Annotated in this window: 20 protein-coding genes; 15 read left to right on the top strand and 5 right to left on the bottom strand. The window is 30.6% G+C overall.

Features of this window, described 5'->3' with window-relative positions; genetic code table 11:
- Positions 1-78 precede the first annotated feature (78 nt).
- From KTF99_RS10025 to KTF99_RS10010, 4 genes are all read left to right on the top strand, one after another.
- Positions 79-333, top strand: coding sequence for a hypothetical protein (locus KTF99_RS10025; protein ID WP_003535840.1), 255 nt, complete (start codon positions 79-81; stop codon positions 331-333).
- Between the two features lie 13 nt (positions 334-346).
- Positions 347-1,207, top strand: a complete 861-nt coding sequence (locus tag KTF99_RS10020; RefSeq protein WP_009299925.1) for an aldo/keto reductase — start codon at positions 347-349, stop codon at positions 1,205-1,207.
- A 39-nt stretch (positions 1,208-1,246) separates the two neighbouring features.
- A complete protein-coding gene (locus KTF99_RS10015; RefSeq protein ID WP_003535845.1) occupies positions 1,247-2,176 on the top strand; it encodes an AEC family transporter in 930 nt (309 codons plus the stop codon).
- 104 nt (positions 2,177-2,280) lie between these two features.
- Positions 2,281-3,081, top strand: a complete 801-nt coding sequence (locus tag KTF99_RS10010; protein ID WP_003535847.1) for an aldo/keto reductase — start codon at positions 2,281-2,283, stop codon at positions 3,079-3,081.
- 124 nt (positions 3,082-3,205) lie between these two features.
- Here KTF99_RS10010 and abc-f read toward each other — a convergent pair whose 3' ends face one another.
- On the bottom strand, positions 3,206-4,792 hold the full coding sequence (gene abc-f, locus KTF99_RS10005) for a ribosomal protection-like ABC-F family protein (RefSeq protein WP_008791216.1): 1,587 nt from the start codon (positions 4,790-4,792) through the stop codon (positions 3,206-3,208).
- A gap of 400 nt (positions 4,793-5,192) precedes the next feature.
- On the opposite strand from abc-f, the gene KTF99_RS10000 reads away from it, so the two are divergent.
- Together KTF99_RS10000 and KTF99_RS09995 are read left to right on the top strand one after the other, a co-directional pair.
- The gene (locus KTF99_RS10000; protein ID WP_029480860.1) at positions 5,193-6,395 is read left to right on the top strand and encodes a class I SAM-dependent rRNA methyltransferase; all 1,203 of its coding nucleotides are present in this window, start codon (positions 5,193-5,195) and stop codon (positions 6,393-6,395) included.
- A gap of 105 nt (positions 6,396-6,500) precedes the next feature.
- On the top strand, positions 6,501-6,809 hold the full coding sequence (locus KTF99_RS09995; RefSeq protein WP_233524288.1) for a hypothetical protein: 309 nt from the start codon (positions 6,501-6,503) through the stop codon (positions 6,807-6,809).
- Positions 6,810-6,916: 107 nt separating this feature from the next.
- Here KTF99_RS09995 and KTF99_RS09990 read toward each other — a convergent pair whose 3' ends face one another.
- Positions 6,917-7,792, bottom strand: a complete 876-nt coding sequence (locus tag KTF99_RS09990; RefSeq protein WP_008791219.1) for a LysR family transcriptional regulator — start codon at positions 7,790-7,792, stop codon at positions 6,917-6,919.
- An 88-nt stretch (positions 7,793-7,880) separates the two neighbouring features.
- Positions 7,881-8,828 carry a magnesium transporter CorA family protein gene (locus tag KTF99_RS09985; protein ID WP_008791220.1) on the bottom strand — a complete coding sequence of 316 codons (948 nt, stop codon included), beginning with the start codon at positions 8,826-8,828 and terminating at the stop codon, positions 7,881-7,883.
- Positions 8,829-9,182: 354 nt separating this feature from the next.
- On the opposite strand from KTF99_RS09985, the gene KTF99_RS09980 reads away from it, so the two are divergent.
- From KTF99_RS09980 to KTF99_RS09940, 9 genes are all read left to right on the top strand, one after another.
- Complete coding sequence (locus KTF99_RS09980) at positions 9,183-10,034, top strand: AraC family transcriptional regulator (RefSeq protein WP_029480857.1); 852 nt, start codon at positions 9,183-9,185, stop codon at positions 10,032-10,034.
- Positions 10,035-10,149: 115 nt separating this feature from the next.
- Positions 10,150-11,520 (top strand): sodium-dependent transporter, encoded by a 1,371-nt coding sequence (locus KTF99_RS09975; RefSeq protein ID WP_118672161.1) that lies wholly within the window; start codon positions 10,150-10,152, stop codon positions 11,518-11,520.
- 180 nt (positions 11,521-11,700) lie between these two features.
- Positions 11,701-12,633, top strand: a complete 933-nt coding sequence (locus KTF99_RS09970; RefSeq protein WP_003535868.1) for an AAA family ATPase — start codon at positions 11,701-11,703, stop codon at positions 12,631-12,633.
- A 2-nt stretch (positions 12,634-12,635) separates the two neighbouring features.
- Positions 12,636-13,541 (top strand): DUF58 domain-containing protein, encoded by a 906-nt coding sequence (locus tag KTF99_RS09965; RefSeq protein ID WP_008791222.1) that lies wholly within the window; start codon positions 12,636-12,638, stop codon positions 13,539-13,541.
- Complete coding sequence (locus tag KTF99_RS09960) at positions 13,541-15,571, top strand: transglutaminase-like domain-containing protein (RefSeq protein WP_029480853.1); 2,031 nt, start codon at positions 13,541-13,543, stop codon at positions 15,569-15,571. Before KTF99_RS09965 ends, KTF99_RS09960 begins: the two co-directional genes overlap by 1 nt.
- A gap of 59 nt (positions 15,572-15,630) precedes the next feature.
- Entirely contained in the window at positions 15,631-15,834 is a 204-nt protein-coding gene (locus KTF99_RS09955) for a hypothetical protein (protein ID WP_003535877.1), read from the top strand.
- Between the two features lie 1,050 nt (positions 15,835-16,884).
- Positions 16,885-17,877, top strand: coding sequence for an ABC transporter substrate-binding protein (locus KTF99_RS09950; RefSeq protein ID WP_003535878.1), 993 nt, complete (start codon positions 16,885-16,887; stop codon positions 17,875-17,877).
- Positions 17,878-17,881: 4 nt separating this feature from the next.
- Complete coding sequence (locus tag KTF99_RS09945; protein ID WP_003535879.1) at positions 17,882-18,754, top strand: ABC transporter permease; 873 nt, start codon at positions 17,882-17,884, stop codon at positions 18,752-18,754.
- A complete protein-coding gene (locus tag KTF99_RS09940) occupies positions 18,754-19,539 on the top strand; it encodes an ABC transporter ATP-binding protein (RefSeq protein WP_003535880.1) in 786 nt (261 codons plus the stop codon). Before KTF99_RS09945 ends, KTF99_RS09940 begins: the two co-directional genes overlap by 1 nt.
- A gap of 205 nt (positions 19,540-19,744) precedes the next feature.
- Here KTF99_RS09940 and KTF99_RS17175 read toward each other — a convergent pair whose 3' ends face one another.
- Positions 19,745-19,906 carry a hypothetical protein gene (locus KTF99_RS17175; RefSeq protein WP_009009274.1) on the bottom strand — a complete coding sequence of 54 codons (162 nt, stop codon included), beginning with the start codon at positions 19,904-19,906 and terminating at the stop codon, positions 19,745-19,747.
- A 51-nt stretch (positions 19,907-19,957) separates the two neighbouring features.
- The gene (locus KTF99_RS17170) at positions 19,958-20,128 is read right to left on the bottom strand and encodes a hypothetical protein (protein ID WP_009009275.1); all 171 of its coding nucleotides are present in this window, start codon (positions 20,126-20,128) and stop codon (positions 19,958-19,960) included.
- Positions 20,129-20,169 lie beyond the last annotated feature (41 nt).

Raw genomic sequence — 20,169 nt, 5'->3', positions numbered from 1 at the left:
CCATAAAATATAAGTATTTGTATTTTCATGGCTTTTATTGGATAATTATAAGTGTAGAATAAAACGGCTTGAAAGGAGATGGTTAAATTGAATGTGCAGAAAATTAGTGAAAAAGAAATTGTTATAGCACTGCTCGATGCTGGTATGGATACGGAAAAAATCAATGAATTTATTGAAAGTATTAACTCAGAATATTTTCAAAAAAGTAAAAATATTTTATTAAGCCAAAGAGCTGAATTATTATTAAAGATTCGAGATGGTCAAGAGAAATTATATTGTTTAGATTATTTAACTAGAACACTCAATCAGGCAGGAATATTTGATAAAAAATAATGGAGGAAAAATTATGATCTTAAAGGAAAATTATAAATTAAATAATGGGGTAGAAATACCTAAATTAGGGTTAGGAACTTGGGAAATTGCTGATAATAAAGTAGCTGATGCAGTAAAGAAAGCTGTTAAACTAGGGTATCGCCATATCGATACTGCCCAAGGATATGAGAATGAAAATGGTGTTGGAATTGGAATTAAAACTTGTGGTGTTGAGCGAGAGAATCTTTTTATAACAACAAAGATTCAAGCAGATTTTAAAACATATGAAGAAGCGAGACGATCTATTATTGATTCATTAAAGAGATTAGAGCTTGAATATATTGATTTAATGATCATTCATGCACCACAACCATGGACAAAATTCAGAGAAGAAAATCATTATTTTAAAGAAAATATAGATGTTTGGAAAGCACTGGAAGAGTTTTATAAAATGGGGAAAATTAGAGCAATCGGTTTATCAAATTTTGAAATCGTAGATATTGAAAACATTTTAAATAATTGTGAAATAAAACCTGCGGTTAATCAAATTTTGGCACATATTTCTAATACCCCATTTGATATAATTAATTATTGTCAAGCACATGATATTTTAGTTGAAGCTTATTCACCAGTAGGTCATGGAGAAATGTTAAAAAATAATGAAGTTAAATTAATTGCTGATAAATATGGGGTTACAATTCCTCAATTGTGTATTAAGTATTGTTTACAGTTAGATACCTTACCACTACCTAAAACTGCTGATCCAGGACATATGCAAAATAATGCGGATTTAGATTTTATTATCAGTGATGAAGATATGATGCTTTTAAAAAATATTAATAAAATTAAAAATTATGGAGAGTTTAGTGTATTTCCGGTATATGGGAAAATTTAACTCATAAAGAAGAAATTATATAAATGAAGGGAGATTATTATGGCAGCTTTAACAACGTTATTTCCAGTATTTTTTATGCTGGCACTAGGCTTTATCGCACGAGTAAAGGGATGGATCACACTTGAACAGAAAAATGGAGCTAATGCAATAATATTTAAAATTTTATTTCCTATTTTAGTCCTTAATTTGATGTGTACAGCAACGATTGAAACAGACCATATTAAAATTATTGGTTATGTTTTTGGTGTTTACCTTCTAGCTTTAGTTGCAGGTAAATTACTTGCACCACTTGCGGGCAAGAAATATGCTCATTTTTCACCTTATTTACTTACAGTAGTAGAGGGAGGAAATGTGGCATTACCGTTATATCTTTCTATTGTTGGAAAATCTAGTAATACTGTTATTTTTGATATTGCTGGAACAGTTATTGCTTTTATTGTTTTTCCAGTTTTAATAGCTAAAGAAGCGGCAACAGGTTCTTCGATGAAAGAGATGATTAAAAGTATTTTTACAAATTCTTTTGTTATTGCTGTGATTGTCGGTCTTGTTTTGAATTTTACGGGGATTTATGATTTACTGATAGCATCGCAATTTGGTGAAATGATTACAGGAACATTATCACAAGCCACAACACCGATCGTTTCAATGATTTTATTTATTTTAGGCTATGATTTAAATGTTGATAAAAAAACATTAGTACCGATTCTTAAGTTAATGGGAATTAAAATTGTTTATTATGCGATGGTTATTGCGGGATTCTTTATTTTATTTCCTGCCCAAATGGCCGATAAGACTTTTATGATGGCTCCAATTATCTATTTTATGTGTCCCACTGGATTTGGATTGATGCCTGTTATTGCCCCATTATATAAAGATGAAGATGATGCCTCATTTACAAGTGCCTTTGTTTCTATCTTTATGATTATTACACTGATCGTCTATACTTTGGTTGTTATTTTTATTGCTTAAAATAAGCGTGCTTTCTTATTGATTTAGAGGAGCTTTAAGATAAATAATAGTCCATTTGACCTTTTGATAAGAATATAAATTAAAAATTAGGAGAAAGATTGAATATGGAATATATACAATTAAATAATGGTATTAAAATGCCAAGTATAGGCTTTGGTGTATACCAAATTCCATTATTAATGACAAAGCAATGTGTCTTAGATGCTTTAGCAATTGGGTATCGACATATTGATACCGCAAGGAACTATGGTAATGAAAGAGAAGTTGGAGAGGCGCTTATAGATTCAGGTATTTCGAGAGCTGAAATCTTTCTAACAACTAAGATATATGGGGCTGATAGTTATCGTCAAGCATGTCAGTATATTGATGAAGCATTAAATAAATTACAGACAAAATACATTGATTTAATGTTGTTTCATTGGCCATCTGGAAATATAACAGAAACATATCGAGCGATGGAAGATTATTATAAGGCCGGCAAGTTAAAAGCGATTGGCTTATCAAATTTTTTTATTCATGATTTTAATACTGTTATTAGTTCATGTACAATAATTCCTATGGTCAATCAAGTTGAAGCACATATTTTTCATCAAAGAAAAGTTTTTCAAAAAGATATGAACCAATATGGAATCAAGCTTGAAGCGTGGTCACCACTGGCATGTGGAAAAAATAATATCTTTGGCAATTTAATATTAGAAAAAATAGCTAAATCACATCGTAAATCAACAGCTCAGGTTGCTTTAAGATTTTTAAATCAAAAAGGTATTGCGATTATACCTAAATCGATCCATAAAGATAGAATAAAGGAAAATTGGGAGATTTTTGATTTTGAATTAACAAATGATGAAATGAAAGAAATTGAATTATTAGATTGTGATTGTAGCTTATTTAGCTGGTATGAATAAGTAAATAATTTATTTAGCGGTAGTTAGAGAAGAATAACAAAAAAAGGAGGATGTTAAGAAATGAACCTTCCCTATCATGTCCAAATAAGGGAGATTCACTTCATTAGTCGTCCTTTTTTATAGTTTATTTGTAGTCACAATAAACACTGTTGATTGTATTATTTTCGATAACTAATTTACGTTGAGCTAGTTTGTCGATGAAATAACGATCGTGTGATACAAATAATAATGTTCCTGAATAATTTGAAAGTGCATCTTCTAAAATTTCACGAGTTTCAATATCAATATGATTAGTTGGTTCATCTAAAATTAATAAGTTGACTTTATGTTGCATTAAAATAGCCATTTTTAATAATACTTTTTCACCACCAGATAAGTTTCCTACTCGTTTGAAAACCTGATCTTGATAAAAAGAATATTTAGCTAGAATCCCTCTAGCCTCACCTTCCAAACAAGGATATTCATGACAAAATGTTTGAAGAATTGAATCATTGTTATTGATAAAATTTATTTCTTGAGGTATATATCCAATTAAGACTGTTTCCGCCATTTTTAACTCACCTTGATAATTATTAAGGTTTCCAAGAAGAGCTTTAATAAATGATGTTTTACCTGAACCATTATTTCCTAGTAGGACTGTTTTTTCCTGATAATAAAGTGTAAAATTCACTTTTGAAAATAAAGATAGATTATTAAAAGATATTCCAAAATCAATGACTTTAAGCACTTCTTTGCTACTGCGTTCACCCAAAAAGTTAAGTGGCAGTTTCTTTTTTTCTAATTGTGGTTTATCGAGGATTTCTATCTTTTCTAAACGTTTTTCTAATTCTTTGGCTTTTTTAAAGAATTTTTCATTATCACCTTGATTACCCCAATCTCGATAACGCTTGATAGAAGCTTTTATTGCTTCGATTTTCTTCTGTTGAGTTTTGTATTGTTCAAATTCTTGTAATAATAATCTTTCTTGTTCTTTTAAGGTGTATGAGTAATTACCGTGGAATAAACGATTTTCACTGTTATCTAAAAGAATAGTTTTATTAGTTACTCGATCCAAAAAATAGCGATCATGTGAAATAATCACAATAGTCCCACGATACTTATTTAAATAATTTTCTAGCCATTCTAACATTGTAATATCTAAATGATTAGTTGGTTCATCTAATAATAAGATATCAGGTTCAGTTAAAATTAATTGGGCTAAATTAATAATTGTTTTTTGACCACCGCTCAAGATAGCAAACGGCTTATCTAAAATACTATGCAATTTAAAGCCGGTAATGACTTTGTTTAGTTTTTCTTCAACTTCATAGCCGCCCAGGGCTATGTATTGATCTTGTATTTTAGCATATTTGTTTAATATCGCTTCATCGACATTATTATGCATCATATCTTGTTCAAGTGCTCGCATTCGTTGTTCAATAGCATGAATTTCGAAAAAAGATGACATCAGCATATCTTTTACTGTTATATCATTATCACTGATTGTTGGAATTTGTTCTAAATAGCCAATAGTAGCTTGTTTGCGAATAGTAATATTTCCTGTATCAGGGAATTCTTTTTTCATGATCATTTTAAACAGTGTAGATTTGCCACTACCATTTTTGCCTACAATTCCCACACGATCACCAGTTAAAATCTCAAAATTAATATCTTTTAATACTTGTTTATAACCAAAATTTTTATAAATTTTATGCATTCCTATTTCAATCATTGTATATTTGCTCCTTTATTTTATAAATTTATTTAAAATAAACAGAGCCTAAGATTAATAGGATCAGGCGATTGTTTCTAATCGCTTCGCACAGCTAGAGCATTATACTCTGATCGCCTAGCCTATTGATTAACAGACTCTGTACGAAGCACAGTGCCTTCGACTCTACGGCAAACATAACCTAGAATCATCATGACCACCTCCCTAAAATATTATTATTTTATTAATTCTATCATATCTAAATTATAAAAACACTGAATTAATAATGAAAATCATTAAGTATTGGATATTTAGTGATTAATATCGAAGAATCTATTGATAAATAAGAAATATATTTGTTTATGAAATCGAACTATAGTAGAATAGTGAAGAAGAAAATATTTATAAGAGAGGTACATTAATGAAAAGAAAATATCCTAAGGTCATTATATCTGAAGAAGGAGAAAAATGGCTTGATAAAGGTCAGATGTGGATGTATAGAAATAATGCTGTTAATATTGATGAAACAATTGAAAATGGAGCGTTGGTAGATATCATTACTACTACTGGCCGTTACCTTGGAACAGGTTTTATTTCTAAAAATAGTCACATTACGGTAAGAATTTTATCTAAAGATATAAATGAAATATTTGATCGAAACTTTTTTAAGCGAAGAATACAATTTGCTTATGACTTTCGCAAGACAGTAGAAAAAGAAAATTTAACTAATTGTCGTTTGGTTTTTGGAGAAGCAGATGAACTGCCGGGATTAACAGTTGATCGCTATAATGATATTTTAGTTTGCCAAATTAGTTCATACGGATTAGATAAAATCAAAGATATGATCTATGAAATATTACTAGAGGTTTTAACAGAAGATGGGCAAGATGTTAAAGGTATCTATGAAAGAAATGATATTAAGGTTAGAGTAAAAGAAGGACTGCCTTTAGAAAAAGGATATTGGAGAAATATTAATTTACCGACAACGACGATTATTAATGAAAATGGAATCAATTTAAGTGTTGATGTTGAAAATGGTCAAAAAACAGGTTACTTTTTAGATCAAAAAGCAAATCGTGTTTTACTTAGAAATATAGTGTATGGAAAAAAAGTTTTGGATTGCTTTAGTCATACTGGGGGCTTTGCATTAAATGCGGCTTATGGTAAAGCTAAAGAAGTGGTTGCAGTAGATGTATCACAAACTGCTCTTGATCAGGGATATGCTAATGCTAAACTAAATAATTTACAAGGATGTATTTCTTTTGTAAAAGATGATGTTTTTGACTATCTAGATAAATGTAAAAAGGGACAGTTTGATATTATTGTTTTAGATCCACCTGCTTTTACGAAATCGAGAAGAACGGTAGATCATGCTTATAATGGTTATAAGAAAATCAATATGAAAGCAATGAAATTATTAGGCAGAGGTGGATACTTAATTACATGTAGTTGTTCACGTTTTATGGAGACTGATAATTTTGAAAAGATGCTTCGTGAATCAGCGCATGAGGCTGGAGTAACCCTTAAACAAGTATCAGTTACTCAACAAAACCCAGACCATCCAATTTTATGGACAATGGAAGAAACGTCATATTTAAAATTTTATATTTTCCAAATTATTTAGATTGAATAGGATTTACGAATCGACTGAATAGGCTTTTAATTTTAAAGTTTAATAGTCGATTTTTATTTAGGAAAATAATTTAGATTTTTTTGAATAATATCTTATTTGTTGTGTATTGAATTTGGTTTGTTTCATGATTTTCCAGACCACAAGTATAAAGGGCGTTATCATGATTATCGTTCAATAATTGCTAAAGGAACTATCAAGTTAATTGATGGTAATGATGATTACAAAATTAAAAAAGGATATAATTTATTATCCACCTGCAACCATCGTGAAATTGTCCTTTTGGAAAGTAGAAAGACGATACTCCCAATATATATCGGAGTGATTGAATGTAAAATGAAGAATGTTACAGCGAAGTCTGAATTTCCAATAAGGTCAGTTGCAGATGTTCCATTTTTAGATGTATGATCATTACCTAAAGATGAAACACCATTTGATATAAGTGACATTATTGCGAAACGAAAAAATAATTTATTGTAAAAAGAGAAATAACAATTTTAGTTCTCTTTTTATCTTTATGTAATATTATCTTTTATCATATTTAAAAATGTTTCAGCACTTTTGGTAAAGAGTTGGTATTTTTTCCAAATTATTAGCATATTCGCTTCTAATTTTGGTTCAAGTGGTCTAAAGCATAATGAACTATTATTAGAATTAAAAATTTTATCTAAGCATAAAGCATATAAATTTCCTTCTTCAACTATTAAAGATGCATTAAATAATAAATTATAAGTTCCTACAATATTTAATTTCCTTTGATTTCCACCAATCCATCCAGCTAATTCATTTTTTACCATCCCTTGATTTGAACAAAGAAGAGGTTTTCCACGTAGATCATCAGGGGTTATTTTGTCAAGTGATGCTAGAGTACTATCCCGCTTCATTAAAATCCCCCAAGCATTGCTATAAGGAAGCCTTAAATAATCGTACTTATTTAAATCAACAGGCTCAATAACGATTCCAAAATCTAGAACTCCAGCATCAATTTTTTCCATTACCTCTTCAGCTTTTCCACTATGCAAATGAAATTTTACATGAGGGTATTTTTCCAACATCGTTGCAATTGTCTTGGCAATCGGACGCATTCCTTCACTCTCACCACATCCTAGATAAATATCACCTGTTAATAGTTCTTCATTAGCTTTGACTTCAGCTTCTGCCCTTTCAACAAGTCCAAGAATTTCTTCTGCCCGTTTTCTTAAGATCATGCCTTCATCAGTCAAAGTAATACGACGTTTTCCCCGGATAAATAATTGTTTTCCTAATTCTTCTTCTAACTCTTTCATTTGTCTTGATAATGTTGGCTGCGTTACATGTAGATATTCAGCTGCCCCAGAAATACTTTCTTCCCTTGCGATGGTAAGAAAATATTGTAGTGTTCTAATTTCCATTAATATCACCCCATAGTTATATTATAGTACATTTATGTTTAACAAGTATAAAAAACTAGATTATAAATACATATAATCTAGAATTTATTTAATGAAACATATCTTTTTTGATGAAAATAATTGTGGCGATAATACAGGCAACTATTGCTAGTCCCGTTGGGAACCACCATTGTGGAAATGGTAAACCTGCAACATTCATTCCATAAAAACTGAAAATAATATTTGGAATAGCCATAACGATCGTAATAACTGTTAATACTTTCATAACAATATTCAGGTTATTGGAAATAACTGAAGCAAATGCATCCATTGTTCCTGATAAAATATTTGAATAGATATTACACATTTCAATTGCCTGATGGATTTCAATCAAAACGTCATCTAATAGGTCTTGATCTTCATCATATAATTTAATAGCTTTCCCACGCATAATTTTATTTAATGTTATTTCGTCCGTTTTTAATGAGGTAGAAAAATATACTAATGATTTTTCTAGTCCTAACATTTGAATCAATTCTTTATTTTGCATTGATTTGTGTAATCTTTGTTCAGTTCGAGAAGAGATCCGATCAATTTGGCGCAGATAAATTAAATATCGTTGAGAAATTCGTAATAATAATAGTAATAAAAATCTTGTTTTTAAATCAGTATTGACACCTTTGATCCGACCTTGTGCCATATCATCGATATTTAAGTTTTCATATAAGGAAATGGTAACAACGTATCCTTTCATGATCACAATACCTAAGGGCAATGTCGTATATTGTAACATATTTTTATCGTAACCATCTTCTACTTCTTCAGCACTAGGATAGTCAACGATTACTAGAGTCTGATTATAATCTTCGTCATAGTCGATATGCGAGCTTTCTTCAGCATCTAATGAAGATTTAACAAATTCCGGTAGAATTCCCATTTCTTCAATCAAATAGTTTTTTTCTTCTTCAGTTGGAGCAATAGCGCTGATCCAGCTGCCTGGTTCTGGTTTATCGATCTTTTTTGTTTCAGTTCCAAAAGTTTTGTAAAATTCTAACATAATAACCTCCACTTACAGGAGGTTCATGTTTATGCCTCCTGTTTCTCTATTTTATTTTCTTTTTCTTAGCGCACAATCGCTCGGGCACAGGGGACATAAAAACACCTTCTTTCGACGGTTAATTATATCACAAATTTATCAATTTTACCCCTATGTTTTGTTAGAAAATGATAAAAAAATAGTTAAATTTAATCATTAGATAAATTATCGCCAAATAATCTTCTAAATATTTCATTGATTATGAAATAATTCACTATAATATGTATATGAATCAACTAGACAAAAGTGAGCAAGAAATGTCGGGATGTTAGGATTGAAGATTTGTTATGATTGATTTGACAAAGGAGAAACACAATGAATTGGACTGATAGAATTAGTAACGCTTTAAAATACATTGAAGAGCATCTTAAAGAAGATATTAAGATTGTAGATGTTGCAAATGAAGCATATGTTTCAAGTTTTTATTTTCAAAAAGCATTTAGAATTCTATGTGGTTTTAGTGTTGCAGAGTATATTCGTTATCGAAGATTATCACTAGCCGGTAGTGAGGTCATTACTACGAATAAGAAGATTATTGAAATTGCATTAGAATATGGTTATGATTCACCAGATAGTTTTACTAAAGCATTCACTCGATTTCACGGAGTTACTCCGACTGTCGCAAGAAAAGAGCAATTGATGATTAAATCTTTTGCTCCGTTAAAAATACAGTTTACTTTGAAAGGTGGTTCAACCATGGATTACAAAATTATTGAAAAAGAAGTATTTACAGTCTTAGGTAAGGCAAGAAGGTTTGATTTTGATTGTGCATTTAATGAGATTCCTAAATTTTGGGGAGAGCATATGCAGTCCGCTGATAAAAAAGTGTGTGGTGTATACGGGGTTTGCATTGAAGATGAAAAAGATGAAGGATTTAAATATTTGATTGCTGATGAGTATGTTTTGGACAGTGAAATTCCAGATGGGTATGAAGTTTGTGAAATTCCACAATTAACATGGGCAGTATTTGCTTGTCATGGTGCTGTACCTAAATCATTGCAAGAAGTGAATACAAAGATTTTTTCTGAATGGTTACCAAATAATGATACATACGAAGTTGCTGAGCATTATAATATTGAAATGTATACACCGTGTGAGGACTATCCACGAGGCAATCATGATGAAAATTATTATTCAGAAATTTGGATTCCGGTAAAGAAAAAATAATTATTATATTTAAGTTATGATAAATTAAATCGTTATCATAACTTTTTCTTATTGATTGACGGATTTTATGATTTCCTTTACAATTAAGACATTGTTTTAAAAAGGAGACAATTTGATGAACAGAGAAAGATTATCATCACGTCTAGGTTTTATTTTATTATCTGCTGGATGTGCGATTGGATTAGGAAATATTTGGCGTTTTCCGTATATGGTTGGAAAATACGGTGGAGGGGCATTTGTATTAGTCTATTTATTTTTCCTAATCATATTAGGTTTACCAATCATTGTAATGGAATACTCAGTTGGACGCGCTTCTCAAAAGAGTATTGCTAAAAGTTTTCATGTTTTAGAAAAGAAAGGACAAAAATGGCACATATTTTCGTATGTCGCAATGGTGGGAAATTATTTGTTAGTAATGTTTTATACGACTATTGCCGGCTGGATGCTAGCCTATTTTGTTAAAATGTTGAATGGTGATTTTATTGGACTAAATCCAAGTGAAGTCAACAATGTTTTTGTCAGTCTTCAAGCAGATCCACAAGCTAGTATTTTTTGGATGATCTTGATTGTTGTGATCGGCTGTGGAATTTGTGCTGTTGGTCTTCAACGAGGTGTTGAAAAAGTAACGAAAGTAATGATGGGATTATTGCTAGGAGTGATGCTCTTATTAGTTGTGAAGTCTTTGAGTTTAGACGGTGCAATAAAAGGAGTTGAATTTTACTTAGTTCCAGATTTTAATTTATTGATGGAAAATGGAATCTTTAATGCTGTTTATGGTGCAATGGGACAAGCATTTTTTACTTTGAGTATTGGAATGGGGGGAATGGCTATTTTTGGTAGTTATATTGGTAGAGAACATTCTTTAACTGGCGAAGGGTTACGTGTTTTAGCGCTAGATACTTTTGTTGCAACAATGGCAGGATTGATTATTTTTCCAGCTTGTATGTCTTTTGGGGTGGATGCAGGAAGTGGACCGGGATTAGTTTTTGTGACACTGCCAAATATTTTTAATGTTATGGAAAATGGTCAAATTTGGGGTACCTTGTTTTTTGTTTTTATGAATTTTGCGGCTCTCTCTACGATTATTGCCGTATTTGAAAATATTGTTTCATTTTCAATGGATCTATTAAATTGGTCAAGGAAGAAAAGTGTCATTTTAAATTTTATTATTATTGTTTTTGGTAGTATTCCTTGTGCAGTTGGATATAGTGTTTTATCCGGATTTCAGCCATTTGGACCGGGGAGTGCAGTTTTAGATTTATTAGACTTTTTAGTTTCTAATGTAATTATGCCATTAGGATCACTTGTATTTTTGTTTTTCTGTACTCGGCGTCTAGGTTGGGGTTGGAAGAAGTTTATGACCGAGGCTAATGCCGGTGAGGGCTTGCATTTTCCTGAAAAAGCCAAATTTTACATTAGTTGGATTCTCCCCCTAATTGTTATTTTTATTTTTCTATTTGGATTATGGGAGAAACTATTCGCATAAAGATAATAATGGGCAACAGTTGCATCTGTTGCTTTTTTGATGTGGTGAAGGTGAGATATTTTTTTGTTAAGACAAATTAATAATTAAATAATCTAATAATATGATAAAATAGTCTTATAGTAATGGCATTAACTTAGGGTTTAGTTTAGATATTGTAGTAGAAATATAAGGAGAGGGACTATGAATGAAAAATTAGAACTATTGATTAATGAAGTAAAAAAGGCTGTATTAGGAAAAGATGATGTTTTAAAAAAAGTAGTTATTGCTCTATTAGCTAATGGACATATTCTACTTGAAGATATTCCTGGGGTCGGGAAAACTAATTTAGCGGTTGCTTTAACAAAGGCAATACAGTTAGATTATCAGCGGGTTCAATTAACCTCTGATGTTTTACCAAGTGATTTATTAGGGTATTCTGTTTATGATTTTGAAACAAAAGAAATGACTTTTAAAAAAGGACCGCTATTTACAAATATCTTTTTGGCTGATGAAATTAATCGGACGTCAAGTAAAACACAATCAGCACTATTGCAGGTTATGGAAGAAGGAATGATTAGTGTTGATGGGTTAACTTATCCAACTGCTAAGCCGTTTATTGTTATTGCAACACAAAATCCGTTTGGAAGTGCTGGAACACAAATGTTACCAGATTCTCAGTTGGATCGTTTTATGATGCGTTTATCATTAGGTTATCCTGATGAAATGAGTGAGATTGAAATTATAAATCGAAAAAAAAGTGGAAATCCAATTAATTCAATCAACCCAGTTTTATCGCCTCAGGAATTGCTCATGATGCAAGAAGCAGTTACTAAAATTCATTTAGATGAAAGTTTAGTGAAATATATTGTTCAAATCGTTCAACAGACAAGAATTCATGAAAAAATTGAATTAGGGGCTTCTCCTCGTGCTTCGATTGCATTGATGAAAGCGGCTCAAGCTAGTGCATATTTAAATGGTCGGGACTATGTTATTGTTGAAGATATTAACGAAAACTTATATGAAACCCTAAATCATCGGATTTTCTTAATGCCAAGTGTTAAAAAGAATCGTGAAAATTTTCAAATAATTATGGAAGATATCATGATGAAGATTGCACCAATTGCATATAAGTAGTTATGTTTCGCTATCGTCTTGCTTATTTGTTATTAATTGGATTTGGGGTATTTTTCTATATTGCTTTTGTTGGATATTTTTCATATTATTTTCTTTTATTGATTCTGATTTTACCAGTTTTATCACTTTTTTATTTAGTTATGAGTTTTAAATTTACTAAGCTGGATTTTGCTATTTTGAATCAAAAAGTTATTCAAGATGACTTTGTAAAGATTAAAATAATTAAGGATAATTTAGGGCTTGGAGCAATAAGGTTTGTTGTTGAGGATCAAAAGTATTTGATCAAGGGAAATCAAGACGGATTAACTTTAGTATTTAAACATTGTGGGGGAAGAAATTTTATTATTAATACATACTACCAATACGATTGTCTAAATCTATTTTGCATAAAAAAGAGATGCCATTATGAGATACCAATTACTATTTATCCAAAGAGGGTAGAATTAGATTTCAAAGAGTACGCACATCAACTACCACGAGTTGGTGACGAAGTTTATGCTGTGAATCGTAAAGGAGATGATCCTACAGAAATATATGATATTCACAAATATCAAGAGGGGGATCAGTTGAAAAATATTCACTGGAAACTTAGTGCCCGTTATCAAGATATTTTAGTTAAAGATAATGCGATGTTAGTAGGTGAAGTAATTAATCTGTATGTTAGTTTTGATGACAATGATGATCATAATGATTTAGTTTTTGGTTATCTTGATACCTTTTGTGGTTTTTTATTAAAACGACAAATTGGCTTTCTATTATCAAATAAGGAAATTAAAAGTATTCAAGAATATGACGAAATGTTTAAATATTTGTTATGGAATAAAGAGTATCAGTCAGATATTTCTAAACATAATTATGAGTTTGTTATTAGCTATAATGGAATCATGAAAGTGGAAGGTGGCCGCTGATGAAGTTATTAATTTATTTATTAGGAATTATTGGTTCAGTAGGCTCGTTAGTTTATTCTTTTAATTTTAGTTCGAACAATCATTTTATTTTTATTTCTTGTATTATAGTAGGTTTGTTAATATATTTGGGATTTAATTATATTCAAGGTAAAAAGAAGTTTGTTATCGGGAGTATTATTGCTGATGGAATCTTATTATTGATTCCTAGTACGATGGATTGTTTAACATACATAACTTCAATTATTATTTATAAGTATCGTGAAGTTTCTGTATATGATTTTAATTTTGAAAGTACGTATATTTTTTATGATGATCCCCAAATTTGTATCTTAGCTTTTTTGCTGATTTTTATCCCATTATTTTTATCAGCTGTAATTGCAATTGATAAACAAAAATATACATTAGCTATTTTGGCTTTATTACCAGGTGTTTTTATTGAATTATTATTTACGATTACACCACCATGGTATTTTCTAGCATGTTATGTTTTATATGTTTTGATTTTATTGATTGGTGCTTTGCAAAAAGGGGCTATATTAAAAATACCAATGATTATCATTAGTGTAGTTGCCATGGCAATAACATATATATCATTTCCAATAAGTACATATCGTCCTTCAAAGTATAGTTTGTTTGATAATGCCAGAACACCAATTTCAACTCCTGGAAATATAAAAGAGGAATACAATGTCAATAGCCAAGGGGATCGTCATTATCGTAACTCATTAGATTTTACAATTGCTGGTGAAGTGACTTTAAATAATTTCAAGATTCGAGGAATTGCTTATGACTTGTATGAAGATGGTAAATGGGGGACTTCTCATAGTCGCGTTGAAACAGAATGGTTTAAAAATAACCTAGAGAAGATTGCAAATATTACAAAGACTTCTCGTCAAGTTATTGAAGTTAATCAAATCAGTGGTTATAGTCAACGTAATTATACACCATACTTTATCATTAATGACGATATGACATATTATGGTGACCACTATGAGGGTAAAAACCCTCAAACATATGAGATGATTATACCTAATGATGATTTTAATGCTCTATTATCAACGATCGATTATAAAGCCAAAGGAGAATTATTAAAGGAAATAGCCGAGCGTAATGGAACACAGGACTACTACGATGAATATTTTGGACAAGGGAATGAAGATGATGAAAAATTAACATCAGTTCCTGAGGAAACAAAATCGATTATTGAGAATTTTTTAAAGCAGCATAATGTTATTGATAATGGTAATATTTTCAATTATATTACACAGTGTACAAATGCTTTAGCGGCTAATACTTCTTATACCTTGAGACCGGGAAATACACCTGATAATGTGGATGTTGTTGATTATTTTTTAAATACTAATAAGAAAGGGTATTGTGTTCACTATGCTTCAACATTAGCATTAATGTTAAGAAGTAGGGGATATCCCGCACGTTTTGTTGTTGGCTATCAAGTGCCGGGAAGTAAGAACAATGCTGGTAAATTGATAGTTAGGGATAGTAATGCTCATGCTTGGGTTGAAATTTATGATGAATATTTGGGCTGGATACCAATTGAAGCGACTCCAACAAGTAGTGAAAATCCGAATACACCAACTGATACAATTACTCCTGCACCTAACCAAGGTGATAAAACACCACAGCCAGTGGAGCCAGAAAAACCGAATATTCAACAAATTTCTCAAAATGATAGTTTTCAAATTCCTGTTTATATTTATTATTTAGCAGGAGGGATGATCTTTATCTTTATAGTTTTATTTCAAGCAAGAATTCGTAAAAAACGAATGTTTAAAGGAGCTGCTAATAGTAATCAAAAAGTCTGTTATTATTATTACTATTTAACTAAATTGAAAATTAATTGTGATGAGATAAAGACAATAATTGATAAAGCTCGTTTTTCACAACATCAAATATCTATTGAAGAACTTGAAATAGTAGAGCAGTTTTATCAAGATAAAACAAATGCATATTTTAAACAAGCAAATTTGTTCAAAAAAATCTATTTACGTTATTTAATAGCCGTTTTATAGAGCAAAGCACGCGAATTAATTGCGTGCTTTTGCTATAATTGAATTAAGGAGATAGGAAAATGGCTAAATTGATTAAAGAAACTACTAAAAGTGAACGAGAAAACTATCTTAACAAGCTTTTTGCATGTAAAAATGGGGACTGTGAAAATTGTGGAGTTTGTAAGATTTTTGCAGGTACTTCACCGCAGGAAGTTTATTATGATTATATAATAGGAAAACGTGAATTTTTGGAGATTAGTCAAACTTTTAATAGTCGCAAATAAAATACAGTGCTTATTAACTGATTGTAAGTTGCTAAAACACTGTATTTTTATATGCAATCCAAATAAGTTATTAAAGCTTGAAGTTTTCTAGTTTCGTTATTTCTAACGGAATAAGGGAATAATATTCATGATCTGATCCATATTCTGAAGACTTTTTTGTTCTAATAATATATTTTTTCTAATTGTAATAGCACTGCCCGTTAGAGCTTTTTGTAATTATAGGTTAATTGCTATTTGGTAGAATATTTACTGAATAGTGATGACAGATATCGAAGGCATTATAATAGTATAGGTGTAAATCTATACTGACAAAAGTCTTAGATAGTAAATGTGATTGAAATAATTAAGCTGATCTTTAAACTGTTTAAGTCGATTTTTTATCATATTTGATACATAGACTTTAATAAATTATATTTTAATCAACTATTTCATTAAATTTTTATCTTATTCTTGATTTATTAAAAATACTTTTAAAAGTCTATTTAAAATATTCTCTTGAGATGTTTTTAGGAAAGGAATTTAAGTTTAATTCTTTTATTATCTTTTTAAAGCCAGTCTTCTTTTAGGAAATAAAAAAGGTTTACATCAATTCAAATGATTAATGAATTAGAGAAACTATATCAGATTAAAACTAATAATTAGTCTGCTTTTGCATTCAATCGTATTGACAAAGAGAAATATGTGTGATAGATTTTATTCATAGATAAACTTGTGATTGGGAGATAAAACATCGAACGCGCTTGTAGAGAGTCTAGGGTGGTGGAAGCTAGATAGAGATGCGACTTTGGTAAATGGACCCATGAAGGCAAAGGGGAAAGAAGTAATTTGAGTATCTTTTGACGTTAGCTTACGTTACAAAGCAAAAATGTGATAGCATTTGACAAAGACCATAAGGTGGTATAGCAGATTTTAACATCTGTCCTTTTAGGACAGGTGTTTTTTGTTTAAATGTGATTTCGAAAGGGGAAGAAAAATGAGATTAGATAAGCGATGGTGTAGCTCTTTATAATTTAAAAGATAAAAACTATAAAGAAAAAGGGGAACATAAAAATGAGAATTAATAAACTATTTAAATTAATGGCAGTATCAGCTTTAACAATGACAGCTTTAACAGGATGCGGAAATAGCAGTAGTAATGGTGATGTAAAAGAGGTAGCGATTATTCAATATGTTGAACATACATCATTAAATACAATTAAAGATGCTTTTGATGAACAGATGGAGGCTTTGGGATATAAAGAAGGTGAAAATATTAAGTATACTTTTAAAAATGCTCAAGGAGATATGAACACAGCTCCGTCGATTATTCAAGATTTTAAATCTAGTAAAAAAGATTGTGTAGTTGCAATCGCAACTCCTGTAGCTCAAACAGCAGCTGAAATGTCAACTGATACACCAGTTGTTTTTGCAGCGGTAACTGATCCAATTAAAGCTGGTTTAACTACATCTCTTGAAAAACCAGATAAAAATATTACGGGAACGAGTGATGAGATTCAAGTTGAAATGATTTTAGAAAGAGCTTTACAAGTTAATCCGGATTTGAAAAAAATAGGAGTCATTTATAATAAAGGTGAAGTAAATTCAGTTACTAATATTGCTAAAGCAAAAGCTTTTTGTGATGATAAAGGAATTGAAATGATTGAAACAACTGTTACTGGAGTAAATGAAGTGCAAAGTGCAATTGATGTATTAACTAGTAAATGTGATGCAGTCTTTGCTCCAAATGATAATACTGTAGCAAATGCAATGGATATGGTAGGACCTGCTTGTGCTAAAGCAAAAGTACCTTTATATGTAGGCGCTGATTCAATGGTTCAAGATGGTGGTTTTTTAAGTGTTGGAATTAATTACGAAGATCTTGGAAAAGAAACTGCAAATATGGTTGATAAAATCTTAAAAGGTGAAAAAGTGGAAAATATTCCAGTTAAAGTATTTAAAGAAAATTTAAGTGTTTATGTAAATACAAAAGTATTAAAACAATTAGGTATTACTTTGCCTAATGAAATTAAAAATGATAAAGCATATGTAGAAATAAAGGAGTAGTTTTATGAATCAGACGGTTATTTTAGGAGCACTGGAGTTAGGAGGAATTTTTGCCATTCTCTCACTTGGTTTATATATCAGTTATAAAGTGTTAAATTTGCCAGATTTAACGGTTGATGGAAGTTTCGCTTTGGGATGTGCTGTTAGCGGGATGTTTACGATTAATTCAATGCCATATGTAGGATTAATAGGTTCATTTGTGATTGGTGCAGCAGCTGGGGTAGTTACTGGTCTATTAATTACAAAATTCAAAATTATGCCGCTTTTATCTGGGATTTTAACAATGACTGGATTATATTCAATTAATTTAGCAATTATGAATGATACTCCTAATTTATCACTGTTTGGTAATAATACTATTTTTAGCAGTTTTACTGCATTTGATCCTTATGGGAAAATTATTTTAATATATTTGATTGTAATTGTTATTTGTGTGATTTTAGATTTTTTCTTAAGAACTCAGCTAGGATTATCACTTAGAGCCTGTGGTGATAATGAAGATATGGTTCGAGCAAGCTCTATTGATACTGATAAAATGAAGATTTTAGGTTTAGCATTAGCAAATGGTTTAGTCGCTATGAGTGGTGCTGTATTTGCCCAACATCAAAGCTTTGCAGATATTAGCAGTGGAACAGGAATGATGGTAATTGGCTTAGCTAGTATTATTGTCGGAACAACATTTATAAAGAAAGAAAAAATTATTTTTCAGTTAGTTGCAGTTGTATTTGGAGCAATTTTCTATCGTGCAGTCCTAACAGTTGCTCTACAGCTGGGACTTCCTTCAGGATATTTAAAGCTGTTATCAGCAGTTCTTGTTATTGTGGCAATTGCTTCAACTAATGGAGCATTTAGAAGTAAGAAAAGGGGGCGCAATTAATGTTAGAATTAAAGGATGTATCAGTTGTTTTTAATGAAGGTACAGTTAATGAAAAAGTCGCCCTTAATAATATTAATCTTGCACTTGATAAAGGGGATTTTGTTACAATCATTGGAAGTAATGGTGCTGGTAAATCAACTTTATTTCAAGCTATTTCTGGAGCAGTTGATACAAAACGAGGAAATATTATTTTAAATGGTCGTGATATTACTTTTGAGCCTGAGTACAAGCGCTCAAAAGGGATTGGAAGATTGTTTCAAGATCCTTTAAAGGGTACAGCCCCAAATATGACAATTGAAGAAAATCTTCATTTGTCAAATCAAAGAGGTAAACATTTTAGTTTAAGTCTAATGTCTCATCGTCATCGTGAAGAGTTTAAAAAGGCACTGATGGAATTAGAGTTAGGTTTGGAAGAACGATTAGATTCTAAAGTTGGATTGTTGTCTGGAGGACAGCGACAAGCATTGACGTTATTAATGGCAACTTTAGTAACTCCAGATTTATTGTTATTGGACGAGCATACAGCTGCTTTAGATCCAAAAACGGCATTAAAGGTTTTAGAATTATCACAAAAAATTGTTGAAGAGCATCAGATTACTACACTGATGATTACTCATAATATGGAGGATGCCTTGAAATATGGTAATAAAACAATGATTATGAAAGATGGACAAATCATTGCAATGATTGAAGGCAAAGAAAGAGAAGAAATGACCGTAGAGGGCTTGATTCATTTGTATTCTACTTCTTCTCAAGAATATACGGATCGCGTATTATTGAAATAAAGCACCGTTATATAGGTGTTTTATTTTTAAATAAATTATAAATATAAGAAATAAAGGTATAATTTTAAAGAATTTTCTTTAAGTTATACCTTTGATTGTAAATATATTAAGCTTATTAAGTTATCGATCGTCATTAGGAGACAATAAGTAAAAGAAAAAATTAAAAGTCCTCAATCGACTCTAAATATAATTATATTGGAATTGATTATTTTTTTGATTTCCAATATTCAGTTATTGGGGCAGCTGGATTTTCTTCAGTCCAAAAGGCTTCGTGTCTTTCAAAATAACCAATAACCGTTCCAGAAGCATTTCTTACTGGTACAAAGAATTCCCGCTCTCCAGTTTTTCCATTAAGAACTTCAAACATCTCATTTTCACCAGCATCAGCTCTATTTAAAAAATTTTCTATTTTTTCTTTTTAATTTTCATTATGACAATTAAAAAGGCTGTTACCGATTTTAACTCTATTGCCATATCTTTGCTTAGCAGTTTTATTCATATATTGAACGATATGGTTTCTATCGACAAATACAATTTCATAAGCATAAGCGTCTAAAATACCAAATAATATTTCTTTTGTTAATTCCATTTTTATCACCCCGCTATTATATCTACTTATATTTTATCAAA

Origin of the sequence: Erysipelatoclostridium sp. MSK.7.34 (assembly GCF_019041935.1) — a bacterium.
Taxonomy (GTDB): Bacteria; Bacillota_I; Bacilli_A; order Erysipelotrichales; family Coprobacillaceae; genus Thomasclavelia; species Thomasclavelia ramosa.
Note: the sequence above shows the minus strand (reverse complement) of the source record. Positions and strands in the feature narration are given on the sequence as shown.